At 48.8% G+C, this 26,867-nt stretch carries 24 protein-coding genes, 6 tRNA genes and 1 riboswitch; of the genes, 17 read left to right on the top strand and 13 right to left on the bottom strand.

All coding sequences use genetic code 11. The features are described 5' to 3' along the window. Window positions 1-10: 10 nt before the first annotated feature. The 7 genes from thiH to ISX59_RS02800 form a co-directional block, all read right to left on the bottom strand. Window positions 11-1,135, bottom strand: coding sequence for a 2-iminoacetate synthase ThiH (thiH, locus tag ISX59_RS02830; RefSeq protein WP_005806424.1), 1,125 nt, complete (start codon window positions 1,133-1,135; stop codon window positions 11-13). Between the two features lies 1 nt (window position 1,136). Then, on the bottom strand, window positions 1,137-1,682 hold the full coding sequence (locus tag ISX59_RS02825; RefSeq protein ID WP_005778058.1) for a hypothetical protein: 546 nt from the start codon (window positions 1,680-1,682) through the stop codon (window positions 1,137-1,139). An 11-nt stretch (window positions 1,683-1,693) separates the two neighbouring features. Further along, window positions 1,694-3,388 carry a phosphomethylpyrimidine synthase ThiC gene (gene thiC / locus ISX59_RS02820; protein ID WP_032530984.1) on the bottom strand — a complete coding sequence of 565 codons (1,695 nt, stop codon included), beginning with the start codon at window positions 3,386-3,388 and terminating at the stop codon, window positions 1,694-1,696. 30 nt (window positions 3,389-3,418) lie between these two features. Next, window positions 3,419-4,195 carry a thiazole synthase gene (locus tag ISX59_RS02815; protein ID WP_005806419.1) on the bottom strand — a complete coding sequence of 259 codons (777 nt, stop codon included), beginning with the start codon at window positions 4,193-4,195 and terminating at the stop codon, window positions 3,419-3,421. A 128-nt stretch (window positions 4,196-4,323) separates the two neighbouring features. Next, window positions 4,324-4,938 carry a thiamine phosphate synthase gene (locus ISX59_RS02810; protein ID WP_022012389.1) on the bottom strand — a complete coding sequence of 205 codons (615 nt, stop codon included), beginning with the start codon at window positions 4,936-4,938 and terminating at the stop codon, window positions 4,324-4,326. Between the two features lie 3 nt (window positions 4,939-4,941). Then, entirely contained in the window at window positions 4,942-5,139 is a 198-nt protein-coding gene (thiS, locus tag ISX59_RS02805) for a sulfur carrier protein ThiS (RefSeq protein ID WP_032530986.1), read from the bottom strand. 65 nt (window positions 5,140-5,204) lie between these two features. Next, a riboswitch (TPP riboswitch) is annotated at window positions 5,205-5,297 on the bottom strand. Between the two features lie 182 nt (window positions 5,298-5,479). Continuing rightward, on the bottom strand, window positions 5,480-6,097 hold the full coding sequence (locus tag ISX59_RS02800; RefSeq protein ID WP_005778049.1) for a superoxide dismutase: 618 nt from the start codon (window positions 6,095-6,097) through the stop codon (window positions 5,480-5,482). 121 nt (window positions 6,098-6,218) lie between these two features. Here ISX59_RS02800 and ISX59_RS02795 point away from each other — a divergent pair, with 121 nt between their 5' ends. The 8 genes from ISX59_RS02795 (at window position 6,219) to ISX59_RS02760 (ending at window position 10,559) form a co-directional block, all read left to right on the top strand. Beyond that, on the top strand, window positions 6,219-8,552 hold the full coding sequence (locus ISX59_RS02795) for an ATP-dependent helicase (protein WP_220575647.1): 2,334 nt from the start codon (window positions 6,219-6,221) through the stop codon (window positions 8,550-8,552). A gap of 118 nt (window positions 8,553-8,670) precedes the next feature. Beyond that, window positions 8,671-9,810 (top strand): carboxynorspermidine decarboxylase, encoded by a 1,140-nt coding sequence (nspC, locus tag ISX59_RS02790; protein ID WP_032537980.1) that lies wholly within the window; start codon window positions 8,671-8,673, stop codon window positions 9,808-9,810. 130 nt (window positions 9,811-9,940) lie between these two features. Continuing rightward, a tRNA-Gly gene (locus ISX59_RS02785) sits at window positions 9,941-10,013 on the top strand. A gap of 25 nt (window positions 10,014-10,038) precedes the next feature. Further along, window positions 10,039-10,120, top strand: a tRNA-Leu gene (locus ISX59_RS02780). 37 nt (window positions 10,121-10,157) lie between these two features. Further along, window positions 10,158-10,241: transfer RNA gene (locus tag ISX59_RS02775), tRNA-Leu, on the top strand. A gap of 22 nt (window positions 10,242-10,263) precedes the next feature. Then, window positions 10,264-10,336, top strand: a tRNA-Gly gene (locus tag ISX59_RS02770). Window positions 10,337-10,397: 61 nt separating this feature from the next. After that, window positions 10,398-10,479, top strand: a tRNA-Leu gene (locus tag ISX59_RS02765). Window positions 10,480-10,486: 7 nt separating this feature from the next. Next, window positions 10,487-10,559, top strand: a tRNA-Gly gene (locus ISX59_RS02760). A gap of 260 nt (window positions 10,560-10,819) precedes the next feature. On the opposite strand, the gene ISX59_RS02755 is transcribed toward ISX59_RS02760, so the two are convergent. The 5 genes from ISX59_RS02755 to ISX59_RS02735 form a co-directional block, all read right to left on the bottom strand. Further along, a complete protein-coding gene (locus ISX59_RS02755) occupies window positions 10,820-11,263 on the bottom strand; it encodes an N-acetylmuramoyl-L-alanine amidase (RefSeq protein WP_032539239.1) in 444 nt (147 codons plus the stop codon). Window positions 11,264-11,481: 218 nt separating this feature from the next. After that, entirely contained in the window at window positions 11,482-11,961 is a 480-nt protein-coding gene (locus ISX59_RS02750; RefSeq protein ID WP_032539240.1) for an HU family DNA-binding protein, read from the bottom strand. 129 nt (window positions 11,962-12,090) lie between these two features. Further along, the gene (dnaB, locus tag ISX59_RS02745; protein WP_005806404.1) at window positions 12,091-13,455 is read right to left on the bottom strand and encodes a replicative DNA helicase; all 1,365 of its coding nucleotides are present in this window, start codon (window positions 13,453-13,455) and stop codon (window positions 12,091-12,093) included. A gap of 130 nt (window positions 13,456-13,585) precedes the next feature. Then, window positions 13,586-14,206, bottom strand: a complete 621-nt coding sequence (locus ISX59_RS02740) for a hypothetical protein (protein ID WP_032539241.1) — start codon at window positions 14,204-14,206, stop codon at window positions 13,586-13,588. Window positions 14,207-14,560: 354 nt separating this feature from the next. Continuing rightward, window positions 14,561-14,872, bottom strand: coding sequence for a DUF4248 domain-containing protein (locus ISX59_RS02735; protein ID WP_032539242.1), 312 nt, complete (start codon window positions 14,870-14,872; stop codon window positions 14,561-14,563). Between the two features lie 345 nt (window positions 14,873-15,217). Between ISX59_RS02735 and ISX59_RS02730 the strand changes: the two genes are divergently transcribed. The 4 genes from ISX59_RS02730 to ISX59_RS02715 all read left to right on the top strand — a co-directional run bounded on the left by ISX59_RS02730 (window position 15,218) and on the right by ISX59_RS02715 (window position 20,751). Beyond that, window positions 15,218-16,426: a hexokinase gene (locus ISX59_RS02730; protein ID WP_005778023.1), complete on the top strand. Its 1,209-nt coding sequence runs from the start codon at window positions 15,218-15,220 to the stop codon at window positions 16,424-16,426. A gap of 208 nt (window positions 16,427-16,634) precedes the next feature. Then, window positions 16,635-18,188: an ATP-binding protein gene (locus ISX59_RS02725; RefSeq protein ID WP_220575646.1), complete on the top strand. Its 1,554-nt coding sequence runs from the start codon at window positions 16,635-16,637 to the stop codon at window positions 18,186-18,188. 161 nt (window positions 18,189-18,349) lie between these two features. Further along, window positions 18,350-19,927 (top strand): ATP-binding protein, encoded by a 1,578-nt coding sequence (locus ISX59_RS02720; RefSeq protein WP_220575645.1) that lies wholly within the window; start codon window positions 18,350-18,352, stop codon window positions 19,925-19,927. Window positions 19,928-20,184: 257 nt separating this feature from the next. Continuing rightward, on the top strand, window positions 20,185-20,751 hold the full coding sequence (locus ISX59_RS02715) for a hypothetical protein (RefSeq protein WP_032539245.1): 567 nt from the start codon (window positions 20,185-20,187) through the stop codon (window positions 20,749-20,751). Between the two features lie 112 nt (window positions 20,752-20,863). On the opposite strand, the gene ISX59_RS02710 is transcribed toward ISX59_RS02715, so the two are convergent. After that, window positions 20,864-21,238: a hypothetical protein gene (locus ISX59_RS02710; RefSeq protein ID WP_005806391.1), complete on the bottom strand. Its 375-nt coding sequence runs from the start codon at window positions 21,236-21,238 to the stop codon at window positions 20,864-20,866. 206 nt (window positions 21,239-21,444) lie between these two features. On the opposite strand from ISX59_RS02710, the gene ISX59_RS02705 reads away from it, so the two are divergent. From ISX59_RS02705 to ISX59_RS02685, 5 genes are all read left to right on the top strand, one after another. Next, on the top strand, window positions 21,445-22,392 hold the full coding sequence (locus tag ISX59_RS02705) for a Tsr25 family tyrosine-type DNA invertase (RefSeq protein ID WP_080594274.1): 948 nt from the start codon (window positions 21,445-21,447) through the stop codon (window positions 22,390-22,392). A gap of 390 nt (window positions 22,393-22,782) precedes the next feature. Further along, entirely contained in the window at window positions 22,783-23,157 is a 375-nt protein-coding gene (locus tag ISX59_RS02700) for a hypothetical protein (protein ID WP_032530991.1), read from the top strand. A gap of 35 nt (window positions 23,158-23,192) precedes the next feature. Beyond that, window positions 23,193-23,750 carry a DUF3575 domain-containing protein gene (locus ISX59_RS02695; protein ID WP_032539246.1) on the top strand — a complete coding sequence of 186 codons (558 nt, stop codon included), beginning with the start codon at window positions 23,193-23,195 and terminating at the stop codon, window positions 23,748-23,750. Window positions 23,751-23,758: 8 nt separating this feature from the next. Continuing rightward, window positions 23,759-25,159 carry a hypothetical protein gene (locus ISX59_RS02690; protein ID WP_220575644.1) on the top strand — a complete coding sequence of 467 codons (1,401 nt, stop codon included), beginning with the start codon at window positions 23,759-23,761 and terminating at the stop codon, window positions 25,157-25,159. Between the two features lie 24 nt (window positions 25,160-25,183). Next, window positions 25,184-26,839, top strand: coding sequence for an Mfa1 family fimbria major subunit (locus ISX59_RS02685; protein WP_220575643.1), 1,656 nt, complete (start codon window positions 25,184-25,186; stop codon window positions 26,837-26,839). Window positions 26,840-26,867 lie beyond the last annotated feature (28 nt).

The following is a 26,867-nucleotide window of genomic DNA, read 5'->3' as shown; positions in this document are numbered from 1 at the left end:
GTCTTGATCGTTAGCATTGAGTCAGGGTCAGTGCCGTGTCCCAGTCTTTGTAAACGGGTATCCGCCCCAGTGAACGCAGTGCGGCATCCACTTCCACGGCTTTCCGTTCGTCGCTGACATGAAACTGCTCCAGTGCCTGCGGATAGGTAAAGTAGCCTCCCGGTTCCGTTTTACTTTCGGCGCTCATGGTAGTCACCCCGAGCGTAGCCATGTGGTTACGGAACTCTGCGCTTTCGCGGGTAGAGTAGGAGATATCCACATCGTGGTCGAAGATACGCATGGCAAAAGTCACCTGTGCCAGTTCCCGGTCGTTCATCACAACATTAGGTTGGAAACCTCCGTTCTCCGAGGGACGCATCCGGGGGAAGTTGACGCTATATTTCGTTTTCCAGTAGTGCTTTTGCAGATAGCGCAGATGGTAGGCCATCATTGTGACATCCGTGCGCCATTCTTCCAGACCGATCAGTACCCCCATACCTATTTTGTGTACACCTGCTTGTCCCATACGGTCAAAACCATTGACACGCCACTCAAATTTCGATTTCATGCCACGGGGATGATACACCTTATAATTGGCTTTGTTGTAAGTCTCCTGAAAGCAGATGACTCCATTCAGTCCGGCATACGTAAGCCGTTCATATTCTTCTGCTTTAAGTGGCATTACCTCAATTTGCAGATTAGAGAAATAAGGCTTTGCCAGCAGGAGGGCCCGTTCAATGTAATCTACTCCTGCTTTGGCAGGATTTTCGCCTGTTACTAACAGCAGATTTTCGAACGGAGCCAGTTTCTTGATCGCTTTGTACTCGTTTACCATTTCCTCTTCCGTAAGGATGGTCCGTTTCATCGGATTATTGTGGTTAAAGCCACAGTATACACACGAGTTTGTACAAGAATTTGTAATATAGAGTGGAACGAACATCGAAATTGTCTTTCCGAAGCGTTCCAGCGTATATTTCCGGCTGAGACGCGCCATAGTCTCCAGATAGGGGGCGGCAGCCGGCGAAATCAATGCCATAAAATCGTTTACATCGCAATGTTCCTTTGACAATGCGCGGCGCACATCGGCGTCGGTTTTGGAATAGATGATTTTAGTCGTCTCTTCCCAGGAAATCTTTTCTAATTCATCTGAAAACATTTTATTTTTTCTTTTTATTCTTCTGATTTATTTTCTTCAATGTGTTCCGCACAGTTGTTTTTACAGCGGTCGAATACAGTTCCGTATCTGTGCTTTCCAGTATGGTCCGCAGTTCGTTGAGCAGTTCGGGTTCGTGCTTGCACAGGTGGTAGGCCATTCGGACGGCTAAGGATTGCACGCCTATGCTTTCGTGGCGAGACAGCATGCAATCCAGACAGAAGTTAAGCAATTCAACCGATGGGATTTCTTCGGCGGGAGCATGGTAGAGTATGGAGAGAAGCAGGCGCTTGGAACCATCGTGTTTGCAGGTCACCAGCCTTCCGGTCAGTTCTTCCCGGAGCGGGGCGAACCAATCGGGGTATTGCCTGCAAAGTTTATCGCATACCCACAGTGCCCGCCAGGAGACCAATAGCTTCTCGTCTGTCGTCAGATGATAGAGGGCCTCAAAGTTCTCCGGCTGCCGGCGGATCTCCTCAATGATCCGGTCTATGGATAGTTCGGAGATGGGTACGTCCAATGCTTTCCGGTATTCGTCGGTTCTTTCCATGACAGTTGGTCTTACTCTTGTTTTTTAGTTTTCTTCAAATCCCGGCTCAGTCGCATTGCGCAGAAGTTCGGTCCGCACATGGTGCAATATTCTCCGTCCGTGTGTCGTCCGGCATGGAAATAAGAGAATGCGCGTTCCGGGTCGAGTGACAAGTCGAACTGGTCTTTCCAGCGGAATTCATAGCGTGCTTTGCTCAACGCATTGTCCCGTACCTGGGCTCCCGGATGCCCCTTGGCCAGGTCGGCTGCATGGGCGGCAATCTTATAGGTGATCACTCCGACGCGTACATCTTCTTTATCGGGCAATGCCAGGTGCTCCTTGGGCGTCACGTAGCAGAGCATAGCTGTTCCGAGCCAGCCTATTTGTGCCGCACCGATTGCAGAGGTGATGTGGTCGTATCCCGGTGCAATATCCGTCACTAACGGGCCGAGTGTATAGAACGGGGCATTGTGGCACTTCTCGATCTGGCGTTCCATGTTCTCGCGGATTTTGTGCATCGGCACGTGTCCGGGCCCTTCGATGAAGGCTTGTACGTTCTTTTCCCAGGCGCGCACCACCAGTTCGCCCATGGTATCAAGTTCGGCAAACTGTGCCTCGTCATTGGCATCGTGGGTGGAACCCGGTCGCAAACCGTCTCCCAATGATACCGCTACGTCATATTGTGCCAGAATATCACAGATGTCGTCAAAGTGTTCGTAAAGGAAACTCTCGCGGTCGTGCACCAGGCACCATTTACTCATGATGCTCCCGCCGCGGGATACGATTCCGCAAAGCCTCTTTTCCGCCAGGTGCACATTGTGCCGGCGGATTCCCGCATGAATGGTGAAGTAGTCCACTCCCTGCTCGCACTGTTCTATCAGTGTGTCGCGATACAGTTCCCAGGACAGGTCCTCTACTTTGCCGTTTACCTTTTCCAGTGCCTGATAGATGGGTACCGTACCCACCGGAACCGGGCAGTTGCGTATGATCCATTCCCGTGTTTCGTGTATGTTTTCTCCCGTTGAAAGATCCATCAGCGTGTCACCTCCCCATTTACAGCTCCACATCGCTTTCTCCACCTCTTCGTCGATGCTCGACGTGGTTGCGGAGTTACCGATGTTGGTATTGATCTTTACCAGAAAGTTACGGCCGATAATCATCGGTTCGGCTTCGGGATGATTGATGTTGGCAGGCAGAACCGCCCGTCCTTCGGCTATCTCCCGGCGTACAAATTCAGGAGTAATGTGAGTATCGATACCCAGTTCCTCACAGTTCATGTTTTCGCGGATAGCCACATATTCCATTTCCGGAGTGATGATACCTTGTTTGGCATATGCCATTTGGGTGATATGTTTCCCGGATTTGGCCCGGTAGGGCAGTGCGATGTGCTCAAAGCGGAGAGGGTCGAGGCTTTTGTCGTCCCGCCGCATCCGTCCGTATTCCGAACTGATCTCCGGAAGTTGCTCTACATCCCCCCTTTTCAGTATCCATTCTTCCCGCAGCCGGGGGAGACCTTTTTTCAGGTCAATCTCTATGTCCGGGTCACTGAAAGGTCCGCTTGTATCATAGATATATACGTGTGGGTTGGGAGTTATGATTTTCTTCTCTCCTTCGAAAGTGGTGCTGGGCACTTGCTCTACTCTCCGCATACCTACGCGGATTTCGGGGAAAAGCTTTCCGGACAGGTACACTTTCTCGGAGCGGGGGAATTTTATTCTTTGTTCCATAAATTCGTTATTAGAGGTGGGACTGTTTTTTTATTCGTTTAAAAATGCCGTCAGCGGTGAACTTGCTTCTGCCACCAATCCGGTAGTCTGCATGCCGAGTCCTGCTTCATAGGCCATTCGTCCTGCTTCGACTGCCTGCTTGAAGGCCTTTGCCATTTCTACCGGGTTGCCGGCTACGGCAATGGCAGTATTTACCAGACACGCCGATGCTCCCATCTCCATCGCTTCTGCCGCATGGCTCGGCGCACCGATTCCGGCATCCACTATTACCGGGATACCCGCCTGTTCGATAATGATGTGGATGAATTCTTTGGTCTGCAAACCTTTGTTGGTTCCGATCGGTGCTCCCAACGGCATCACTGTGGCCGCTCCCGCCTCTTCCAGTTGTTTGCAGAGCACCGGGTCGGCCTGGCAATAAGGCAGTACCACAAATCCGAGTTTCACGAGTCGTTCGGTTGCTTTCAGAGTCTCTACCGAGTCGGGCAGCAGATAGCGCGGATCCGGGTGTATCTCCAGCTTCAGCCAGTTGGTCCCGAAGGCTTCGCGTGCCATTTGTCCGGCAAACACCGCTTCTTCCGCATTGCGCACTCCCGAGGTATTGGGCAGCAGTTGGATGTGTGGATGCACGATATGTTTCAGCATGTCGTCTTCCGAATTCTCCATGTCGATACGTTTCATGGCCACTGTTACCATTTCGGTGCCCGAGGCCAGTATCGATTGTTCCATCAATTCGTTTGAGTTGAACTTTCCTGTTCCCAGGAAGAGGCGGGAGTTGAATTCACGTCCCGCAATAATTAGCTTTTCCATTTCTGATTTTGTTTTGAGCTCACCACAGATTACACGGATTTTCACAGATTAATAATTTATTTTACTGAGAGTTAAATTAAAGAATCTGTGAAAATCCGTGTAATCTGTGGTGAGTTCGATTCATTTCCTTATATGTTTAGAATCCTTCTTGTTTCTTCTACCGGGTCCGGCGCTTGCAGGATGGCTCCTGAGAGGGCGATGCCGTTTACGCCTGTTTTCATGATGGCAGGGATATCTTCCGTTACGATGCCTCCGATGGCGACTACCGGAATCCGGATGCCGCATTCATCCATTTGCGATAAAATAGAGGTATATCCTTCGAGCCCCAGTACGGGGCTGAGGTTCTTCTTGGTTGTAGTAAACCGGAACGGGCCGATGCCCAGATAGTCGGCACCGGCGCTGAAGTGCATTTTCACGTCTTCAAAAGTATTGGCTGTACCTCCGATGATGAATGCTTCGCCCAGGATTTTTCTGGCTTCGCTGACAGGCATGTCTTTTTTGCCCAGATGTACTCCGTCCACTTCCAGTTTTTGGGCGAGTTCCACATGATCGTCAAGAATCAGGATGGCCCCGTGTGTCTTGCAAAGAGGTTTCAGCTGCCGGGCTACTGTTTCCACCTCTTCCGGAGATGCCTCTTTCATGCGCAGCTGTATCCATTTGCATCCTCCTTCGAGGGCCATACATGCCGATTCGAAATAAGAGTATTTCCCGGTCTGGTGAGTGATAAATTGCAGGCTCAGCATGATTTATCCTCCACAGGCTGCTTTAATCACAATCAGGTTGTCATTCTCGTGCAGGCTGAATTCGTCCCATTGCGGACGTGGGATCATTTGGTTGTTCACAGCGATGGCAATGCCGTTTTCGGGAAGTTGCAATTGCGTGGCAAGCCCGGTGATGGTGCTTGCGGTAGTTTCCACTTCTTTGTTGTTCACTTGTACTTTCATATTCGTATATGTATTTATAGATAAATGAAAGTAAATACAAAGAGAGTGCATGCGGAGAGAAACGATAAGAAGAAATACACAATCCCTTCGGCAGTACTAACTGCATCAGGTTCTTAGGGTATGATCTCAGCCACCGGGTGGCACCCCTTTGTCTTTACGGGAGCAAAGTAAGTGAAAAAGGAGATAAGAAAAAAGTAAATCAGGGATTATTTCACCACGGAGTAGGCAGAGAGTGGTGCAGAGGAAACAAAAGACGCAGAGGACACCAGAGTCAAATTCGTTCTTTTCCCGAATTTGAAACTCTGTGTCCTCTGCGTCCTCTGTGGTGAATACTTCTGAATTACAGTCGTTTTTCCACTACATCCCAGTCGATGATCTCCCACAGTTTATTTACGTGGTCGGCCCGCCGGTTCTGATAGTCGAGATAATAAGCGTGTTCCCACACATCGAATCCCAGTAGCGGTTTTAGTCCGGCACGCACCGGGTTGCTTCCATTGGCTTCTTTGGTGATATGCAGTTTCCCGTTTTTGTCCACAGACAGCCAGGCCCATCCCGAACCGAACAATCCTACGGCAGCCGCATTAAATTCTTTCTTGAAGTTCTCAAAGCTTCCAAAGTCGCGTTTGATGGCTTCTCCCAACTTACCTTCCGGTTCGTTTTTCGCCGGTTTCGGTGCGAATTGCAGGAAGTAGAGTGTGTGGTTCAGCACCTGTCCGGCATTGTTGAAGATGGCTCCGTCGGGAGCCGAAGCTACGATGGCTTCTACTGTTTTTCCTTCAAATTCGGTGCCCGGAACGAGGCTATTGAGATTGTTTACATATGTTTGAAGATGTTTACCATAATGGTAATCAATGGTCTGCTGACTGATTACAGGTTCCAGCGCATTGTTTGCGTACGGAAGTTTAGGCATTTCGTAAGTCATGGTTGTAAATATTAAAGACATTAATAATGTATTCATAAATTCAAATCTTTTATTTCATTTCTATAAATATATAACGGGATATAGGGCCTAAATGTTCGGAGTTGTCCAAACTTTCCTCTATCTTTGCCAGTGAATAGAGATTTAACAGATAAATTTTATGCCCGACTATATCGAAGAACTTAATGAAAGCCAGCGTGCAGCGGTGCTCTACGGTGATGGTCCTTCACTGGTCATTGCCGGTGCCGGTTCTGGAAAGACACGCGTACTTACTTATAAGATAGCCTATCTGCTCGAGAACGGTTACAATCCCTGGAACATCCTGGCACTGACTTTTACCAACAAAGCCGCCCGTGAGATGAAAGAGCGCATTGCCCGGCAGGTGGGCGAACAGCGTGCACGGTATCTCTGGATGGGTACATTCCATTCGGTGTTCTCCCGTATTCTTCGTGCCGAGGCATCCCACATCGGGTTTACGTCACAGTTCACCATCTACGACTCGGCGGACAGCAAGAGCCTGCTCCGTTCCATCATCAAGGAGATGGGGCTTGATGAAAAGACCTATAAACCCGGCAGTGTACAGGCTCGCATTTCCAATGCCAAGAACCATTTGGTGTCTCCTTCGGGCTATGCTGCCAACAAGGAGGCTTACGAGGCAGATGCTGCGGCCAAGATGCCTGCCATACGCGACATTTACAGCCGTTACTGGGAGCGTTGCCGGCAAGCCGGAGCAATGGATTTCGATGATTTGCTGGTCTATACCTATATTCTTTTCCGCGATTTTCCCGAAGTGCTGGCGCGCTATCGTGAGCAGTTCCGTTATGTGCTTGTCGACGAGTATCAAGACACCAACTATGCGCAGCACAGCATTGTGTTGCAGCTCACTAAGGAGAATCAGCGTGTTTGTGTGGTGGGTGACGATGCGCAGAGCATCTACTCTTTCCGGGGAGCCGACATCGACAATATTTTGTATTTCACCAAGATATATCCCGACACAAAAGTCTTCAAGCTTGAGCAGAATTACCGTTCTACCCAGACCATCGTCCGTGCAGCCAACAGCCTGATCGAAAAGAACGAGCGGCAGATCCCCAAAGAGGTTTTCTCCGAGAAAGAACGGGGGGAAGCCATCGGTGTATTCCAAGCCTACAGCGATGTGGAAGAGGGCGATATCGTGACCAATAAAATCGCCCAGCTGCGTCGCGAACACGATTATGGCTATTCTGATTTTGCGATCCTTTACCGCACCAATGCCCAGAGCCGTGTCTTCGAGGAGGCCTTGCGTAAGCGGAGCATGCCTTATAAGATTTACGGCGGCCTCTCTTTCTATCAGCGTAAGGAAATAAAAGACATCATAGCTTATTTCCGTCTGGTGGTCAATCCCAACGACGAAGAGGCGTTCAAGCGGATTATCAATTATCCGGCACGCGGCATCGGTGATACTACGGTGGGGAAGATTATCAAAGCCGCCACCGACAACAATGTCAGCCTGTGGACTGTGCTGTGCGAACCCATCACTTACGGACTTACTATTAATAAAAATACACACACCAAGTTGCAAGGCTTTCGTGAACTGATCGAACAGTTCATGACCGAGGTGGCGGAGAAGAATGCCTATGAAATAGGTACGGCAATCATCCGCCGATCCGGCATTATCAATGACGTCTGTCAGGACAATTCGCCCGAAAACCTGAGCCGCAAAGAGAACATCGAGGAACTGGTGAACGGTATGAATGATTTCTGTGCCATGCGTCAGGAAGAGGGGAACACAAATGTTTCACTGATCGACTTTCTCTCCGAAGTATCCCTGCTCACCGATCAGGATTCCGATAAGGAGGGAGATGGCGAGAAGGTGACTTTGATGACGGTGCATTCTGCCAAAGGGCTGGAGTTCCGCAATGTATTTGTGGTAGGGTTGGAAGAGAATCTCTTCCCCAGTGGCATGGCGGGCGATTCACCGCGCGCGATGGAAGAAGAACGCCGCCTGTTCTACGTCGCCATCACCCGTGCCGAGGAACACTGTTTCCTCTCGTTTGCCAAAACCCGTTTCCGTTACGGAAAGATGGAGTTCGGCAGTCCCAGTCGGTTCCTGAGGGATATCGACACCCGCTTCCTGCAACTTCCGCAGGAGGCAGCTTTAGGTCGTAGCGTTGACGAAGGAGCCGGCCGTTTCCGCCGCGAAATGGAGGAGGGATACTCCCGCCGTCCGTCTGCCGACCGTCCGCAGCGTGAACGTCCGAAGGAGCAGATCATTGCCCCGACCGTCCCCCGTAACTTGAAGAGGGTGAGCGGTACCACGGTATCCCCATCGGCAGCTCCCGGAGCCGGCATTACAGGTGTACAACCAGGGCAGACCATTGAACACGAGCGTTTCGGCATAGGCCAGGTGATTCGTGTCGAAGGTTCGGGCGACAATGCCAAAGCAACGATCCATTTTCGTAATGCGGGCGATAAACAGTTGCTGCTGCGTTTTGCGAGATTTAAAGTAATAGAATAATTATTCACCACAGAGTAACACAGAGTTCACAGAGGAAGAATTTAAGATCTTTCTATAAACCTGGAAAATAAAAACTCCGTGTCCTCTGTGTCCTCTGTGGTGAACCTTGTAGTTGACTATGATAGATTTTACCCAATTTCCCTCTCCGTGCTATATCATGGAGGAAGAATTGCTGAGAAAGAACCTCAGTCTGATAAAGAGTGTGGCCGACCGGGCCGGAGTTGAAATCATCCTTGCTTTCAAGTCTTTTGCCATGTGGCGTTCATTCCCTATTTTCAGGGAATATATCGGACATTCCACGGCAAGCTCCGTCTACGAGGCGCGCCTGGCACTCGAAGAGTTCGGCAGTAAGGCACACACTTATTCTCCGGCTTATACCGAAGCCGACTTTCCGGAAATCATGCGTTGCAGCAGTCATATCACGTTCAATTCCATGGCGCAGTTCCACCGGTTCTACCCGATGACCGTGGCCGGAGGCAGTGACATTTCTTGCGGCATTCGCATCAATCCCGAATATTCCGAAGTGGAGACCGAACTCTATAATCCGTGCGCTCCCGGCACCCGTTTCGGCATCACTGCCGATCTGCTGCCCGAACAGTTGCCGCAGGGGATCGAGGGTTTTCATTGCCATTGCCATTGTGAATCATCTTCGTTCGAACTCGAGCGTACTTTGCAACATCTTGAAGAGAAGTTCTCCCCGTGGTTCTCTCAGATAAAGTGGCTCAACCTGGGAGGCGGACATCTGATGACCCGTAAAGATTATGATACCGGGCACCTCATAGGCTTGTTGCAGGGCTTAAAGAAACGTTATCCGCATTTGCGCATCATCCTTGAGCCCGGTTCGGCTTTCACTTGGCAAACCGGGGTACTGACTTCCGAGGTGGTAGATATTGTCGAGAGCCGTGGTATCCGTACCGCCATTCTTAACGTCAGCTTTACCTGTCACATGCCCGACTGTCTGGAAATGCCTTATCAACCGGCCGTTCGCGGGGCGGTGATGGGAGAGGAGGGACCGTTTGTCTATCGGCTCGGAGGTAATTCCTGCCTGAGCGGAGACTATATGGGTTCCTGGAGTTTCGATCATGAATTGCAGATCGGCGAACGTATTGTTTTTGAAGATATGATACATTATACGATGGTAAAAACAAATATGTTCAACGGGATCCACCATCCTGCCATCGCTTTGTGGACGGCGAGTGGAAATGCTGAAATCTTCAAGCAATTTTCCTATGAAGATTATCGCAATAGAATGAGTTGATAATCAAAACATTTGTCGTTTGGCAAAAACAAAATGCACATTTTTCTGAGAAAAAAGTATCCCGAATGCTTGCAGATATCAAGAAAATGCCTACCTTTGCAACCGCAATCGAGAAACAACGGTTGCAAATGCGGAAATAGCTCAGTTGGTAGAGCATAACCTTGCCAAGGTTAGGGTCGCGAGTTCGAGTCTCGTTTTCCGCTCTCTTTGAAATGTTGGAAACCTTTTGCCCAGGTGGCGGAATTGGTAGACGCGCACGTTTCAGGTGCGTGTGTCGAGAGGCATGCAGGTTCGAGTCCTGTTCTGGGCACAAAAGGTGAGAATAGTTCAAAGCTTTAATCGAGATTGGAGAGGTGGCGGAATTGGTAGACGCGCTACTTTGAGGGGGTAGTGACATTACTGTCGTGGGAGTTCGAGTCTCCTTCTCTTCACATTCTTTATTAAAGTTGTTTTGCGGAAATAGCTCAGTTGGTAGAGCATAACCTTGCCAAGGTTAGGGTCGCGAGTTCGAGTCTCGTTTTCCGCTCAACAAGAACGTCGGTTATCTGTTCCTCTCCATTTAAACAGCAGATTCCTGATTAGTCAATGCCCAGGTGGCGGAATTGGTAGACGCGCACGTTTCAGGTGCGTGTGTCGAGAGGCATGCAGGTTCGAGTCCTGTTCTGGGCACTACATTGCGGAAATAGCTCAGTTGGTAGAGCATAACCTTGCCAAGGTTAGGGTCGCGAGTTCGAGTCTCGTTTTCCGCTCAAAGAAAAAGGAAGTTGAATCATTTGATTCAGCTTCCTTTTTTTGTTTACCGTTTACCGGGTCAGTGCCATGCTGATTCCACAAACTTCACCACAGAGTCACACAGAGTTTTAATGTTTTTCACCACAGATTACACGGATTATCACAGATTGAGAAATAGATAAATCTGTGTTAATCTGTGTAATCTGTGGTGAGCTCCGTTCATTAGCAATAAAACTCTGTGTACTCCGTGTACTCTGTGGTGAAGTTTGTGGTGAATTTAAAAGCTTTCCTCTTTCACCTCAAAGCACGGGCATGCCTTGATCCACTCTTCGGGTTCTATCTCTCCGTTTCCGTTCAGGTCCGGACTCAGATCCCTGTGTCCGCATACCCTGCTTCCGGGATACTCCTTCAGCAATACTCTCACCAGTACCCGCATTGAATGTTTTTGCCATTCTGTCCGGGTGTCTTTGGGTCGTCCGTTGCAGTCCAGCCCTCCTTCGTAGCAGATGCCTATGGAGTGTGCGTTGAATCCCTTGGCATGTGCCCCGGCCCGTTCCACCGGTCGGGTAGTGATGATCTTCCCGTCCTTGCGTATGTAGAAGTGATAGCCCGCTCCTTCGAATCCCCGTCTTCGGTGACACTCCTCCAGGTCATGCTCCGTGAAGCAGCGGTCTTCTCTGGTTGCGGAGCAGTGAATAACAATCAGATTGATTTCTCTCATAGTTCCGGTTCTATTTTTCGGTGTTCCCCCCGCGGAGAAACATCAGGAATGCCAGTAGGCATTCCAGTATTTTTTGTATTTTCTTCATTGTTTTTGCTGTATTAAGTTTCGTTGTTTCACCACAGATTTCACAGATTATCACAGATAAAGATTTATTTTCTCTGTAATCGAACTTAAAATTTAAATCTGTGTAAATCTGAGTAATCTGTGGTGCGGATTTATGCCGTCGGGTCGTCCACAATGCCCCCGTCTCCGCTTCCTCCGCCTTCCGGAACGCCTGCCGAAGCCATGGCAAACGTCACGTTGTTCGGGCTTCGGGTCATGCTCCGGCTGGCGTTCACCAGCTTCATTGCCTTATCGGGTATGAACCGCACGTTCACCCGCTTGATATTCTTCACCGTGCACTCCTTCTCGGTTTCGCCCGGCAGGCAGGTCAGCGTCATGTGGAAGGTTCCCAGTCCTTCTATTTTCACTTTGTTTCCCTGCGTCAGCACCTTTCGCAGCTGTTCCACCAGCGCCTCTATGGTGTGTTTCACATCGCCCGTTGTCAGGGCGCAATTGGTCTGGATATCTTCCGCCAGTGCATCGATATCCATAACTTTGGCTGTTCCCGCTTTTTGGCGGATGTAATACAACATGGGAGAGTTCTCCTGATTGACATACTTCTTGCGCTGATAGCGCTCCACTGATACTTCCATACAATAAAAAGTTAAGGTTTAGGTTAATAAATTTCTTGTCTCAATCACTACGTAAAGATACGAAATCAAACAGGTAAAGTCAAGTAAAATGATGAAAATAACGATGTGTAGGTTAAGAAAACGGAGCCTCTATCTGGCATTCTTTTTTATCCATTCCATGGGCGGAACGTAGTCGCCGATTTTTGTCATGCTCTTGTTGTGTCCGAAGTATACGTTTCCCGTTTCCCCGTTGCGGTGTTTGGCGATGATGGCTACTCCCAGTCCCTCCGTCGGATATCCGCTTTGTTTGTCTGTTGCCAGATGTGCCAGTGCCGGACGATAGAGGAGGAGCACCAGGTCGGAATCCTGTTCGATGGCTCCACTCTCACGCAGGTCGGCTAATTCCAGACGTCCGTACGCCCTGTTTTCGGAGCCACGGTTGAGTTGGCTTAGCAAGATGACCGGGATGTGCAGCTCTTTGGCCAGCAATTTTGCTTTACGGCTCGCCTGCGCCACCTCTTGTTCCCGGTTCCGGTTGGTTTGTTCGGTGCGCATGTCACACAGTTGCAGGTAGTCTATGATGATAAAGTCACACTTCCCTTTGCTTTGCAGCAACCGGGCGCTCGAGCGTACACGGTCCATGCTCATATCCGGGTTATCGTCTACGCAGATGGGGAGCCTTGCCAGTTCTCCGGCCGTTTGCCGGGCCTGTAGCCATGTTTCCTGTGATAGCTTTCCGCTTCGCCAGAGGTATGGGTCCATTTCTCCTGCCGACAGGAGCCAGCGGTCGCCCAACCGCTCGGCTTGCATCTCGAGGCTGTACACCACCGTGTGGTGTCCGGCCGCTGCCGCAGCTTTTGCCAGATGGAGTGCAAAGGCGGTTTTTCCCACTGCCGGACGGGCAGCGATGGTGATCAGATCGCTGTTTTGCCATCCTCCTGTCATCTTGTCCAGTTCGGCCAGTCCGGTGGGGATTCCGGTCACTCCGTCCTTATTTTTCTGCATGCGTCCTTCCGCTTCGGTCAGGGTTGCCTGCATCAGCGTGTCCATATCGCGCAACTGCCTGTTGTGCCCACATGCCCCTTCCAGCCTGTCCAGCAGGTTGTGTCCATCCACTAACGTGTCTGTCAGGTCGATGGTTTCGTCGCCGGAGAGTGTCAGCAGTTTGCTGAATCCCACGATCATTTCCCTTCGGATGTACTTTTGGTGAACGATGCGTGCGTGATATTCCAGGTGTGCCGAACTTGCCACCCGGCTACTCAGTTGGGTGATGTAGAACGGCCCTCCGGCATCGTCCAGCTTTCCACGTTTGCGAAGCTCCTCGGTGGCGGTGAGGATGTCGATGTTCGTACCGGCGTGGAACATCGCCTGCAATGCGGCGTAAATCAATTGATGACGGGTGACATAGAACATTTCCGGTTTCAGCAGTTCGTCAATCAGTGCCATGCCTTCTTTTTCAATCAGGCAGGCTCCGAGGATGGTTTCCTCGAGTTCGGGTGCTTGGGGTTGTAACATAATGTTTGGATGGTATATGGTTTTGGGTATAGTTCACCACAGATTACACGGATTTTCACAGATTTTTAATTTTAAATATCAACAGAATAACTTTGTAATCTGTGTTAATCCGTGTAATCCGTGGTGACTTCTAAAATTCGTATTCGTTCAGAAACGCCTTATCTTCCAAATATGTGGCTGCCTGTTTACAGAAGCGTATGTCCTTTTGGTGGGTGTAATACTCCTCGATGTTTTCCAGTGCCAGTTTCTTTTCCGTTACCGTCAGTTTTTTCCATTCTTTCCGGGCACGGGCTATGTTTATCTTATCTTTTTGGGTGACCCGGTGATAAAGATCCCAGAAGCCGGCAAAGCCTTCCGTCGCATGGCTGTCCCGGGTGGTGGCGGCTTTTTTATGTCCGGTCCAGAGGTCATAGTCTGTTACCCGGAGCAGGGTGATTCCGGCGGGATTCTCTACCACCTCCATGATTCCGGATTTGAACAACGTTTCGAAGAAGTGGCGGGTGCGGTATCGGCTCCATCCCAGTGTCTTTTCCCACTGTTTGTAGGTATATACGGTTTCACCCCGCCGGCAAACGATCCGGTTGCCTTGTACACAAACCTCCGTATCGGAGTAGTTGACCCGCGTCAATACCTGTATCCATGCTTCCAGGTAGCCCTCGGTTTGCGATCCGGTTTTGAAGAAATCTTCGATCATGGATTTGGGAATCAGGATATATCCTTTTTTCAGAATTGTCTCGGTCGGTGCGTTCATGGAATTTCGTTTTAAAGGTTATTGAATGTGCCGTCCTTTCCCGAACGGCATGACAAAGCTACGCATAGAAGGGCAAGGATGCAAAAGATTGGTGCAGATTGGTGCAAAAGTGTACGGTGATCCCTATTGCCGTCCTACGCACACTCTGCCGGGGTGAAACCGAGCCTTGTTTTCACCCTTTCAGACCCTCTGTTGCCGTCATTCAGAGCCTCCAAATCACCAACACGGACACCAACATGCTTTCAGACTTGTAGTCCGTTGTCCGTCAGTTGTTTACGGAGGATGTTCCGGAAGCCGCCAACAGGCAGACCTGCACATAAATAAATAATAAGCAAAAAGATATATTAACATATATCAGTCGAATTTGCGATCGGCGAACAGTTTTTGGACCCGATCCTCCGGATGTTCGCGTAGCCATTGGTACACCGTGTCGGGCATTCCCCAATGCTGTATCACGATACAGATTTGCCGGGGTGTCAGCAGTGTATTGGAGCGTCTGTATCCTGCTTCCAGTAGTTCGGCATGCAAGTCCGGATATCGTTCTATCTGCTCACGCATCTGTCTGCCCGCCGAGCGGGGATAAATACAAGTTGTAAAATACGCCATCGCCACGTCCGACAGCAGGCAGCTTCCACTCAGCAGCCAGTCAAAATTTAAGTCTTTCATTCTTGTTGTTTTTGTTTACGTGGCAAAGTAGCATATTCTCTGCTTATCGAGAAAGACTTTTTTACTATGTAACGGAACTGAATGCTTGCATGGGTTTTGTTCTGTTCTTTCACCACAGAGGACACAGAGGACACAGAGATTAATTAGCTGCGCTCTATTTGTTTTCAGACGAAAGAACAGATGAACCAATAAAGAATCATCTGTTCTTTTGTTCATCTGTCTAAAAAAACTCTGTGAGACTCTGTGTCCTCTGTGGTGAAATCGTTTTTATCCCGGTTTTGAGCAAAAAACCTTCTCAGTTGTTATTTACAGAAATAAAAATCATCCATACATAAAACCAATACCATGGAAAAGAATATTTTCAAACTGGACAACGAACAACTCAAAGGGATTGCCTATGCATTCCGGGAGAAAGTGGAAGAAGGATTAAGTAAAAAAAATGCAGAGATACAATGTATTCCTACCTTTATTCTGCCCAAGGCGGCCGATGTCAAAGGAAAGGCCTTAGTCCTCGATCTGGGAGGTACCAACTACCGGGTGGCGATTGTCGATTTCACGCAAGAAAAGCCGGTCATCTACCCGAACAATGGCTGGAAGAAAGACATGTCAGTCATGAAGTCGCCCGGCTATACGCGCGAAGAACTGTTCAAAGAACTGGCCGATCTGATTGTGGAGATAAAACGGGAAGAGGAAATGCCTATTGGCTATTGTTTTTCTTATCCCGCCGAATCAGTGCCCGGAGGAGATGCAAAGCTGCTTCGTTGGACCAAAGGAGTGGATATCCGGAAAATGGTCGGGCAGTTTGTGGGGAAACCTTTACTCGACTATCTGAATGAAAAGAATAAAATAAAGTTTACAGGCATCAAAGTTCTGAATGACACGATCGCCAGTTTGTTTGCCGGGCTTACCGACAAGAGTTACGACGCCTATATCGGCCTGATTGTCGGGACCGGTACGAATATGGCCACTTTTATTCCCGCTGACAAGATAAAGAAACTGGATCCGGCATACAGCGTAGAGGGTTTGATTCCTGTCAATCTGGAGTCGGGCAACTTTCATCCGCCATTCTTGACAGCGGTGGATGATACGGTGGATGCAATGTCCGACAGCATGGGCAAACAGCGTTTTGAGAAAGCGGTGTCCGGCATGTATTTAGGGGATATCTTGAAAGCGGCCTTTCCGTTGGATGAATTTGAAGAAAAGTTCGACGCCCGGAAGTTGACTGCCATCATGAACTATCCGGATATCCACAAAGATATCTATGTGCAGGTGGCCCGTTGGATCTATAGCAGATCGGCCCAACTGGTTGCCGCGTCCCTTGCCGGACTGATCGCATTGCTGAAATCATACAACAAAGATATTCATCGGATTTGTCTGATAGCCGAAGGAAGCCTCTTCTGGAGTGAGAGCCGGAAAGATAAAAGTTACAACATTCTTGTGATGGAGAAATTGCAGGAACTTCTTCGCGAACTCCAACTGGAAGATGTGGAAGTTCATATCAATAACATGAGCAATGCCAACCTGATAGGAACCGGTATTGCAGCACTGACTTGATTGTATTTGGGGCTCACCACAGATTACACAGATTAACACAGATATTTTAATTTTAACTCTCAGTGAAATAAATTATTAATCTGTGAGAATCCGTGTAATCTGTGGTGAACCCAAAACCATTCTTTTAAGACACAACACGTAAAATACAAAAGAAAATGTTATCTTTGTTAATTTAAGTTTGTCTGTTATTTATCCGGAATAAAAGAATATGAGCAATAAAATCTATCCTATCGGGATACAGAATTTTGAGAAAATCCGTAAAGAGGGCCTTTTCTATATTGATAAAACAGCATTGGTTTATCAAATGGTAAAGACCGGGAGTTATTATTTTCTGAGTCGTCCCCGTCGCTTTGGAAAAAGTTTGCTTGTTTCTACCCTCGAAGCCTATTTTCAGGGAAAAAAGGAGCTCTTTGAAGGGCTGGCGATGGAAAAGCTCGAGAAAGAATGGATAAAACACCCGATATTGCATCTGGATTTGAATATAGAGAAATATGACTCACTGCAAAGTCTTGAGGATATATTGGAGAAAGCAATTGTGGCATGGGAGAAACTCTATGGAGCTGAACCTTCGGAGCGCTCTTTGTCTCTGCGCTTTGCCGGTGTCATAGAGCGTGCTTGCAAGCAGGCGGGGCATCGTGTAGTCATTCTGGTCGACGAATATGATAAGCCTATGCTGCAATCCATCGGGGATGAAGAATTGCAAAAGGAGTTTCGCAAGACGTTGCAAGCCTTTTATGGAGCCATCAAAACAATGGATGGATACATCCGGTTTGCTTTTCTGACCGGTGTCACCAAGTTTGGTAAAGTGAGTGTGCTCAGTGCTTTGAACAATCTGATTGATTTGTCGATGGACGAACGTTACGTGGCATTGTGCGGCATCACTGAAGAGGAAATACGGACTAATCTGGAGCAAGAATTGTACGAACTTGCCGACAGGCAGAGGATGGATTATGAAGAGGTGTGCCGTGAATTGAAGGAATGCTATGACGGGTATCATTTTGTGGAAGATTCGATCGGCATTTACAATCCTTTCAGCCTGCTGAATACGTTCTATAAAATGAAATTTGGAAATTATTGGTTTGAAACGGGTACTCCTACCTATTTGGTAGAACTGTTGCAGATGCATCACTATGATCTTCATAAAATGGCACATGTGGAAACCGATGCGGATGTATTGAACAGCATCGACTCTTCCTCTACCAATCCTATTCCTGTGATTTATCAAAGCGGTTACCTTACCATTAAGGGGTATGACCGTGAATTTGGAATTTACCGTTTGGGATTCCCGAACCGTGAAGTGGAGGAGGGGTTCATGAAATTCCTGCTTCCCTACTATGCGAATACCGATAAGGTAGAAGCTCCGTTTGAAGTTCAGAAGTTTGTCCGTGAGATTCGCGCCGGAGACTATGACTCTTTCTTCCGCCGTTTGCAAAGTTTCTTTGCGGATACCACTTACGAGATAATTCGCGAGCAGGAACTCCATTACCAGAATGTGCTTTTCGTTGTCTTCAAGTTAATGGGGTTCTATACCAATGTGGAATATCGCACAAGTGAAGGGCGCATCGATCTCGTTTTGCAAACAGATAAATTTATTTATGTGATGGAATTCAAACTGGATGGTACCGCTGAAGAAGCTCTCCGCCAGATCAACGAGAAACATTATGCGCAACCTTTTGCGGCAGACAGCCGTAAACTTTTTAAGATTGGTGTAAACTTCAGTGCCAAAACCCGCAACATTGAAAAGTGGATTGTTGAATTTTAATATACAACACGTAAAATACAAAAGAAAATGTTATCTTTGTATTCATGGGTATAAGGATAATAAAGAAGGGACAATTGTTGCATCCCTAACATTCTTGTAACCACGTGTGAGAATCTAAAAAATAATTGTGTACATTTGCAAAAGACTAACTTCAATGCCCCATGGATACACTGATTAATGCCCCGCTTAGAAAACTCCCGATAGGGATACAGAGTTTTGAGAAACTGCGCTCCGAAAATTTCCTTTATGTAGATAAGACCGCATTGATTTACCGACTGGCTCAAGCGGGCAATCCCTGTTTCCTGAGCCGTCCCCGCCGCTTTGGCAAAAGCCTGTTGCTTTCTTCTTTCGAGGCGTACTTTCAAGGTAAGAAGGAACTCTTCCGCGGATTGGCTATCGAGAAATTGGAAAAAGAGTGGCTGCAATATCCCGTGCTGCATCTTGATCTCAATGCGGAGAAGTATGACAGTCGTGAGAGGCTGGTCGATATACTTGAGCGGCAGTTGCGGCAGTGGGAAGAGTTATACCGGACGGGAGGGGAAGGCATTACGCACTCCGGACGTTTCATGACCGTCATCCGGCGCGCCTGCGAACAGACGGGGCGCCGCGTGGTGGTGCTTATCGACGAATATGACAAACCCTTGCTGCGTTCGTTCGACAATCAGGAGTTGCAACACGATTTCAGGGAGACGCTGACCGCTTTCTATACCGTGCTTAAAAGTGCTGACCCCTGGTTGCAGTTCGTCTTCATCACCGGAGTGACCAAATTCGCGCAAATAGGCATTTTCAGTAATCTGAACCAACTGAACGATATCAGTTTCGACCTCGACTATAACACCCTCTGCGGCATGACCCGTGCGGAGATAGAAGCTACCTTCCCTCCCGAATTGGAAGCCCTGGCAGTGAAAAGTAATGCGACCTGCCGGCAGGTGATGGACCGGCTGACTCGCCAATATGACGGATACCGGTTCACCAAAGACGAGGAATTCACCTCCATGTACAATCCCTTCAGCGTGTTGAGTGCCTTGCAGAAGCGTTCGTATGGCAATTACTGGTTTGCGAGCGGCACGCCCACCTTCCTGGTGGAGATGCTGCAGAAGACCGATTTCGACCTGAGGGAGATGGAGGGCATTGAGGTGAATGAGGCTTCGCTGAGCGACGACCGCGCGGATATAAACAATCCGATACCCATGATTTATCAGAGCGGATATCTGACGATTAAGGACTACGACGAGCGCTTCCGGATGTACACGCTGGGGTTCCCCAACGAGGAGGTGAAATATGGTTTCCTCAACTTCGTCAGTCCCTTCTACACTCCTATAGCCCAGACAGACACCTCGTTCTATATTGGCAAGTTCATCCGCGAGTTGGAGAGCGGCGATGTAGACGCTTTCCTCACGCGCCTGCGCTGCTTCTTTGCCGGTATCCCCTACGACCTGAACGACCGCACGGAGCGGCATTATCAGACGGTGTTCTACCTCGTCTTCCAGCTTATGGGGCAGTTTACGGAGACGGAGGTCCGGAGTGCCCGGGGGCGTGCCGATGCGGTGGTGAAGACACCGGACTACATCTACGTGTTTGAGTTCAAGCTGAACGACAGCGCCGAGGCTGCCTTGAGGCAGATTGATGAAAAGGGATATCTGCTGCCCTATCAGGCGGACGGGCGGAAAGTAGTGAAGGTGGGTGTAGCCTTCGAGAAGGAAGAACGGAATATTGGGGAGTGGGTGATAGGAGGATGATGCTTCTTTACCGGAAATGATTGGTTTGGACCTTTTTATGATCCTGATACCGGGCTTTATGGAGATCTTTACGTTGTGGATGAAGTGATTCGTGAACTGCAAGATAAGCAGGGATAAACTATAGGAGGGTGGGTATATTGATGTTTTTTTCTATATGAATATTTTTTCTTTTGAAAATTCTTTGTATATTTATATCGAATACCAATGGACTAAACAATAATGATATGCTGAAATTATAAAATAAAATCGTATTATTTATGGAGGCAAAGCAAATAAAAATACAAAAACAGAATAATAGTTCATGCGTGAAAAGAACTTCGCATACTATGAATATGGTGGATAATCGTATAAATCCACAGGTTCAGTTAATAGCGTCTATGCAAAGTGTTCAACGAAAAGGTAATAATCCTATATTACAGTTTGTTAAATTATCATGTAAGGCAGAAGTTAGATCCAATAAATATAGAGCAAATGCAGAAACAACTAATGTAGATACTGCTACACATTGGGCAGAACGAAGAATTAAAAATAGTCCGTTTAGTACTAATTTTGAAAATGTAACTAATCAGTACACAAATCAGAAATTTAGAACTCCATATTCTTGTGCTGAGCCTAAAGCATTGGCTAAAGCTATAAGTCGTATGGGGCCTGCCATTAGGTTTATCAATCAAGCGACCATATATCCAGCGATAGTTAAAGGAAAAGATCCTTGGGATAGTCCTAAAATAAAAGTAGGAGATGCATTTACTCGATGCTTAAATTGTCGACAATGGGCCGGAAAGGGGAAAGATAAAGTAGATATTGATGTCCTTCCTAAAAAATAAACTCTTTTCATACGTCGTGTGTAGAAGTAACAATGCTCAAATAGGCGGGTCGTTTTTTTATATACTCCCCAACAACACATTACTCTTTTAAAGAGCAGAGGCTACTTCCCCTTCATCCACCCCTTTCTCTCTTAAAATATCCCAGTACCGTGCAAGGTGACAGCTTGTGGCGGTCGCGATAGCGTGACTCAAACTCGTAGCGGGTGCAGAGCCAGCGGCAGAAGCAGCGGTAAGTGATGCGGAGGTTCAGGCGTCGTTGCAGGTCTTCATAAAATAGGGCGATCCGGCTGAAAAAGCTGCCTACCTGTTTTCGGGTGATTTTTCGTTTCCGGGGGGCTTGTGGTGAGGCGGCTTGTTCCTCCCTAACTATCAGGTAGCGCAGCACACGGATGTCTTTTTCTATCGATTCTTCTTTTTCACGCAGTCGCTGTTGTTTCTCTTCCTTCTTTCTTAATGACTCTTTCAGATCTTGAATGCTCTTTTTCATTTTACTTTGAGGTTTGTATGGAATGGCGGATGCCAATGTTTGTTAAAACGACGTTAGGATCGGCAAAGATATACAAAAAGAGTATAGCATATCGTCCCGGGGATTGTTCTGCAAAGTCTCTTTAGATGTTTTTTGTAAAGATATAGATTCTGTTATCCGGCTATTTACACAATTTATATCTAAAGGAGATTTGTAAACTAAAAACAATGGATAAGATGAATGAAACATTAACAGTATTTATGATTTCGGAGATCGAAAGGCTCAAAGAAGAGGGGCGTGAACCGGCCCGGCGTATCTACCATAATATGCTGCGTACGCTTAGGGAGAGTGCAGGAAAAGAGGAGATCGGATTCGAAGAGGTGAGTCCGGTGTTTCTGGACAAGTATGAACATTGGCTGCTGGGAAAACGGTTGAGCTGGAACACGGTATCGACTTACATGCGTGCCTTGCGTGCGGGCTACAACAGGGGGATGAAAGGCCGCCCGGGATATGTGACCGGGCTTTTCGATAAGGTATACACTGGTACGCGCTCCGACGTGAAACGTGCTGTCAGTCCGGGGACAGTGGGGCGGATGATCCGGATGGCAGGACATCCGGACGGAGACGCTTCAGGGAAAGCCGTCGACTGGTTTGTGCTGATGTTTATGCTTCGGGGAATCCCGTTTGTCGATCTGGCTCACTTGCGCAGGAATAATCTCGATAAAGGAGTGCTGACCTACTGCCGCCACAAGACGGGGCAGGAGGTGACCATTACCGTACCGCATGAGGCGATGGAAATTATTAACAGGAGGATGGCTGAGAACTGCCATCCGAGCTATCTGCTGCCTATCCTGGGGCAACCCCGTACCCGAAAGCGGCATACAAAGAAAAATCCCACTCCTTATCAGGAATATCAATGTGCCCTGCGTAACCTGAACCGGCAGTTGGAACGGGTTTCGGTGGAGTTGAAACTGGGAGGCAGGCTCAGTTCATACACCGCCCGCCATACGTGGGCCACGGTCGCTTTTCATCAGGAGACTCCCGTAGGAGTTATCAGCCGTGCGTTGGGACACTCCTCGGTGAAGGTGACCGAAACTTACCTGAAGCCTTTCGGGGATAGGGAAGTAGATCGGACAAATAGGAAGATAATCCGGTATGTGCTGAATGCGGTTTGAAAAACGAAAAATAGAGTGTATTATGCTTGTAATCAGAGAAGTGTATAGACCGTTACTTTGTAGGTAACGGCAATAAATTATTGCTGCAAAATTGGATATTATTTTTCACACAAACAAATAAAAAGACAAGTTTTTTATAAAAAAGGCAATTAATTTTAAAAAAGATGCATGCTTTGCATTAGTTTTCCCTATTTTCTCCTAAAAAAACTATAAGAGGGGTTGGCCACGTTTACTGTTATTTAACGCGGATGAATATTCTATTGCCATCATCAGATGTTTTTTATTATTTAAATCTCAGTGTCCTGTCAGGAACGCTATCCGAATCTATTTTATGTTAATTGCCGTTACCTACAAAGTAACGGACGATCACACAACAAAACAAAATAGCTTATGCTTACGCCGTTAACTTTGACAGCCATATCTGTCTTGCGTCATATTTCCCTTCAGGAAACAGTAAACTTCCAGGAATTAGAAGGTAGTTGTAAGCCTCTTGGCGAACTTCTGGGGCAATTGGAATCCGCAGGGCTGATACGTGTCAAGGCGGATCATGCCGGTGATGTCACTCCGGAAATCTATGAGCTGACCCGTCCCCTCTTCCAAATCTCCCTGCTCCATGTAATGGAAGCCACGGACCAACATCTGAATTGTAATCAACCGGATTGTGAGAAAATGTACGCACGCTATCACCGTGCCGCCCATAAGTTGGGGATCATCAACCAGATGACCCGCGTCTACCTGTCGGAGATACCTCTGACCGATTTATGAACGGATTGCCGGTTTGTTTCAGATAAACTAACAGAATGAAAAAACAACTATTCATATTGCTTTTGCTTGTTTCGGGCAACGTGCTGGCACAGAGGGCAGCAGTTAAAACCAATTTGCTGCACGATGTCGCGACCGCTCCTTCGCTTGCCGCCGAGTGGGCGTTGGCCTCCCGATGGACACTCGATGTTTCGGGAAGCGCCTGTCCGTGGAGCTTTGAGAACAACCGGAAGTGGAAATTCTGGATGGCACAGGGGGAGGCGCGCTATTGGCTTTGCCAATCGTTCTACGGGCATTTTCTGGGCGTGCATGCCGGAGGGGGAGAGTACAACCTGAGCCGGGTGCGTCTGCCTTTTGTCTCCCATTCGGCCTCTTCCCGCTACGAGGGATGGGCGGTGATGGCAGGGCTTTCATACGGCTACTCGTGGGTGCTGGGCAAACGCTGGAATCTGGAGGCTACCGTAGGCGCGGGATGGGTACATGCCGAGTACAAACGCTTTAATTGCCCTGCCTGTGGCGAATATCGGGGAGCGGATAAGAAAAACTTCCTGGCACCGACCCGTGTGGGCATCAGCTTGATTTATATGCTAAAATGAAAAGTTTTATGAAAGAGAAGATACGATCGACCCGTTTAAGAATATGCTTTCGGAAGGCTTTGGCGTCAGCCTGTTGCCTGGCGGCCTTTGCCCTGTGTTCCGGCATGCCGTCTGCCCGTGCGGCGGGGCCGTCCGGAGGAGTGGCCCTTACTGCTGTCCGAATGCAGCGTGCGGGTGGACAGGTATATGTCTCGTTTGCCATAAAGATAGCCCCCCGCGCAGTGCGTGCCCGTCACCGCTGGGTGATTACCCCTTGTCTGGGCAACGCCTCGGATAGTGTGTTGCTCAGCCCGTTTGTGGTGACGGGGCGCATCATGGCACGCAGGGCGAGGCAACAACGTCTCTTGAAAGGCAGTGCCGGTGAGGCGGGTCATCGGCTGACCGCCCGTAATGGAGATACCTTCTTGTATACCGATACGCTGCGCTATGCTCCGTGGATGGAGAGTGGTTTGAACCTGCGGCTCGACATCGACCGGGAAGGTTGCTGCCGGGTACAGACGGTGGGGAGCGTCGTTTCCTCCGGTGCTTTTCCGGTGGCTTTGCCCTATCGTCCCTCGGTTTGTGAGGTTGCTTCGCAGGTGAGCCGGTCGGTAGCGGAACATGCGGCTGACTATCCGTTCTTGTGTGAGGCGGGCAGCCGTCCCCTGCGTGAAAGCGGCATCGGTATTCGTTTCCGTGCGGCGTCGGCAGTGGTGGATACACTATACTCGGCCAATGCCGGAAACCTGCGCCGGATAACGGAAGCCATCGGATTGCTGCGTGCGGACAGTTGCGCATTCCTGCAAGGTATCTCGATCACCGGATATGCTTCGCCCGAAGGAGCGACGGAGCTGAACCGGAAGTTGTCGGCGAAACGTGCCGAGGCTTTGCGACATGCTCTCTCGGGCCGTATGAACCTGCCTGTATCGTTGTTTGAACTGAATGCCGGGGGAGTAGACTGGGGCAGGCTGGCCGAACTGGTAAATGAAAGCGACATGACGTATAAAGAGGAGGTGCTTGCCATTCTCCGCAGCCATCCGGAGGAAGAACGGAACGACAGGCTGAAAGCTCTGGCGGGAGGGCGTCCGTACCGTTCGGTGCTGGATGTGCTCTATCCGCAGTTGCGCGATGCCTGCTACATCCGTGTGGAGTATGCCAACCGTCCTGACAGTGTGGCGGATACGGTGAACCGTGCGATAGCTGCCATTCGGGTGCGGGATTATGAAGAAGCATTCCGGCTGCTGAAAACAGTAGAGGCGGACGAACGTTCGTGGAACGCACGGGGAGTATGCCATCTGTTGTGCGGAGACGACAAAGAGGCCGGGATATGGCTGCACAGAGCGGCGAAAGCCGGAAACCGGGAGGCGGAAGAGAACCTTAAAAAGATGAATGCGGAACAACGGGCCGCGACAACCGGTATAACGCAATAAGTGTATCACATAATATAAAAAGAAATGAAAAGACTAAAGTACATGAGTATGATGGGGTTGGCTGCTTTGCTGCTGACAACCTGGTCCGCCTGTTCCGACGATACGGACATCCCGGGCGGAGAGAATCCGGAAGAAGCGAGAGCTTATACCACAGTGACCATTGCCGTGCCGAACGGCGTGGCGGAAACAAGAGCCGGTACGACGGCAGATACTGACGATAACACTACTGAAGCCGGTTCGGAGGATGAATACAAAGTGAAGACCGCCAACCTGTATTTGTTTCCAGGAGGAGCGAGTAGTAGCTTTGGTAGCGCTAAGTTGAAAGAGATTATTTCCATCAACCAGTTTACACAAATGACAGCCAGCACTGCCGACGCTAAAACGATTGTATGGACCAGTAAGAAAACAGCCTTGACACCGGGAGACTATCGTATTTACATTGTGGTGAACGGTACGGTCAATGGAGTGACTGACGGCAGCAAGAATAGCTTGACCGAAGCCGATTTCCTTGCAAAGACAACGGCTGACGCTACGGGCGTGATAGCTGCTGTGCCGGAGGCCGGACTGGTGATGGCGAGCCGTTCTCCCAACAATGATAAAACGAATACTCTTCCTTATATTGCCCAGACGATCACCAAAGATCCGGAACAAACCATTGCGGCAACGGTAGAGCGTATGATGGGAAAGATTACGGTGATGGCGGGAGGAGCCAATGTGGCTTCTGCCGCTAATGTGTATACCAGCTTTTCTACCACAGTGACTGCTATCGGCAATATTACGAATATCACCCTGACAGGCTATTATGTAGTCAACGCACGGAAAGAGGGGTATTATTTCCGTCATGTGGATAAAGAAAGCACTGCAACGAATCCTTTGGGCGAGGCAAATTATGGTAACTCAACCACTTCATTGCCGTATGTGGTAGATCCGAAAACGTATAGTAAAACTTATTCCGGCACACCTGCTGCTTTAGCCGGTAGCTATGCCGACTGGTATCTGCAAGGATCAGGCGCATTCGGCTTGTTGTCTTTCGGTTCTTTTGGGGGAACTTATACGGCTATGCCGGGTTATTCTTCCGCTGCGGCAGAAACCAAAGTCGCCGCTTACTGCCATGAAAACACGATGCTGAAGGATAAACAGAAGAACGGATATACAACCGGTATCGTATTTAAAGCGGAAATAGCTCCGAGTAAAATGATGCAAAAAAAGGCTGGTAGTGGTGGTGTGGAAGAGAACTCCACATTTACCAGCATGTCTGAAATCTTCTATCATTCCGGCATCTTTTACAAGGATATTGCAGCGCTGAAGGAAGCCGGCGTATTGCTGGCGGACGGAACTACTTCCAGTTCTGCCGGTGGTGCCCCTGCTGACCTGAAGAAGAACGACGTCCAGTGCTTCAAAAAAGGGAGTGCCGATGGCAAGTTCGTTTGTTATTATCCGTATTGGATCAAGCACATCCCTTCGGAAAATACGGCAGAAGACGTGATGGAGTTCGGCATTGTCCGCAACAATGTCTATAAAGTAACCGTCACCGGTATTCAAGGTGTGGGCAAAGACGGTGTAACCGAAGATATCATCACCGATACCGAAACCGATGATCCGACCACCGTATTGCTGAATGTGAAGTTAAGTATCAAACCCTGGATAGTACGCACGAATAATGCCGTATTGGGACGTTAACCCACTCACCACAGAGGGCACAGAGAAC

This window comes from Bacteroides sp. FSHCM14E1, from assembly GCF_019633785.1.
Classification (GTDB): Bacteria; Bacteroidota; Bacteroidia; order Bacteroidales; family Bacteroidaceae; genus Bacteroides; species Bacteroides hominis.
Note: the sequence above shows the minus strand (reverse complement) of the source record. Positions and strands in the feature narration are given on the sequence as shown.

Excerpts from the sequence above, each read along its gene's own strand:
- thiH (WP_005806424.1), bottom strand. The coding sequence starts at position 1,135 with ATGTTTTCAGATGAATTAGAAAAGATTTCCTGGGAAGAGACGACTAAA.
- ISX59_RS02825 (WP_005778058.1), bottom strand. The coding sequence starts at position 1,682 with ATGGAAAGAACCGACGAATACCGGAAAGCATTGGACGTACCCATCTCC.
- thiC (WP_032530984.1), bottom strand. The coding sequence starts at position 3,388 with ATGGAACAAAGAATAAAATTCCCCCGCTCCGAGAAAGTGTACCTGTCC.
- ISX59_RS02815 (WP_005806419.1), bottom strand. The coding sequence starts at position 4,195 with ATGGAAAAGCTAATTATTGCGGGACGTGAATTCAACTCCCGCCTCTTC.
- ISX59_RS02810 (WP_022012389.1), bottom strand. The coding sequence starts at position 4,938 with ATGCTGAGCCTGCAATTTATCACTCACCAGACCGGGAAATACTCTTAT.
- thiS (WP_032530986.1), bottom strand. The coding sequence starts at position 5,139 with ATGAAAGTACAAGTGAACAACAAAGAAGTGGAAACTACCGCAAGCACC.
- ISX59_RS02800 (WP_005778049.1), bottom strand. The coding sequence starts at position 6,097 with ATGAATACATTATTAATGTCTTTAATATTTACAACCATGACTTACGAA.
- ISX59_RS02795 (WP_220575647.1), top strand. The coding sequence starts at position 6,219 with ATGCCCGACTATATCGAAGAACTTAATGAAAGCCAGCGTGCAGCGGTG.
- nspC (WP_032537980.1), top strand. The coding sequence starts at position 8,671 with ATGATAGATTTTACCCAATTTCCCTCTCCGTGCTATATCATGGAGGAA.
- ISX59_RS02755 (WP_032539239.1), bottom strand. The coding sequence starts at position 11,263 with ATGAGAGAAATCAATCTGATTGTTATTCACTGCTCCGCAACCAGAGAA.
- ISX59_RS02750 (WP_032539240.1), bottom strand. The coding sequence starts at position 11,961 with ATGGAAGTATCAGTGGAGCGCTATCAGCGCAAGAAGTATGTCAATCAG.
- dnaB (WP_005806404.1), bottom strand. The coding sequence starts at position 13,455 with ATGTTACAACCCCAAGCACCCGAACTCGAGGAAACCATCCTCGGAGCC.
- ISX59_RS02740 (WP_032539241.1), bottom strand. The coding sequence starts at position 14,206 with ATGAACGCACCGACCGAGACAATTCTGAAAAAAGGATATATCCTGATT.
- ISX59_RS02735 (WP_032539242.1), bottom strand. The coding sequence starts at position 14,872 with ATGAAAGACTTAAATTTTGACTGGCTGCTGAGTGGAAGCTGCCTGCTG.
- ISX59_RS02730 (WP_005778023.1), top strand. The coding sequence starts at position 15,218 with ATGGAAAAGAATATTTTCAAACTGGACAACGAACAACTCAAAGGGATT.
- ISX59_RS02725 (WP_220575646.1), top strand. The coding sequence starts at position 16,635 with ATGAGCAATAAAATCTATCCTATCGGGATACAGAATTTTGAGAAAATC.
- ISX59_RS02720 (WP_220575645.1), top strand. The coding sequence starts at position 18,350 with ATGGATACACTGATTAATGCCCCGCTTAGAAAACTCCCGATAGGGATA.
- ISX59_RS02715 (WP_032539245.1), top strand. The coding sequence starts at position 20,185 with ATGGAGGCAAAGCAAATAAAAATACAAAAACAGAATAATAGTTCATGC.
- ISX59_RS02710 (WP_005806391.1), bottom strand. The coding sequence starts at position 21,238 with ATGAAAAAGAGCATTCAAGATCTGAAAGAGTCATTAAGAAAGAAGGAA.
- ISX59_RS02705 (WP_080594274.1), top strand. The coding sequence starts at position 21,445 with ATGGATAAGATGAATGAAACATTAACAGTATTTATGATTTCGGAGATC.
- ISX59_RS02700 (WP_032530991.1), top strand. The coding sequence starts at position 22,783 with ATGCTTACGCCGTTAACTTTGACAGCCATATCTGTCTTGCGTCATATT.
- ISX59_RS02695 (WP_032539246.1), top strand. The coding sequence starts at position 23,193 with ATGAAAAAACAACTATTCATATTGCTTTTGCTTGTTTCGGGCAACGTG.
- ISX59_RS02690 (WP_220575644.1), top strand. The coding sequence starts at position 23,759 with ATGAAAGAGAAGATACGATCGACCCGTTTAAGAATATGCTTTCGGAAG.
- ISX59_RS02685 (WP_220575643.1), top strand. The coding sequence starts at position 25,184 with ATGAAAAGACTAAAGTACATGAGTATGATGGGGTTGGCTGCTTTGCTG.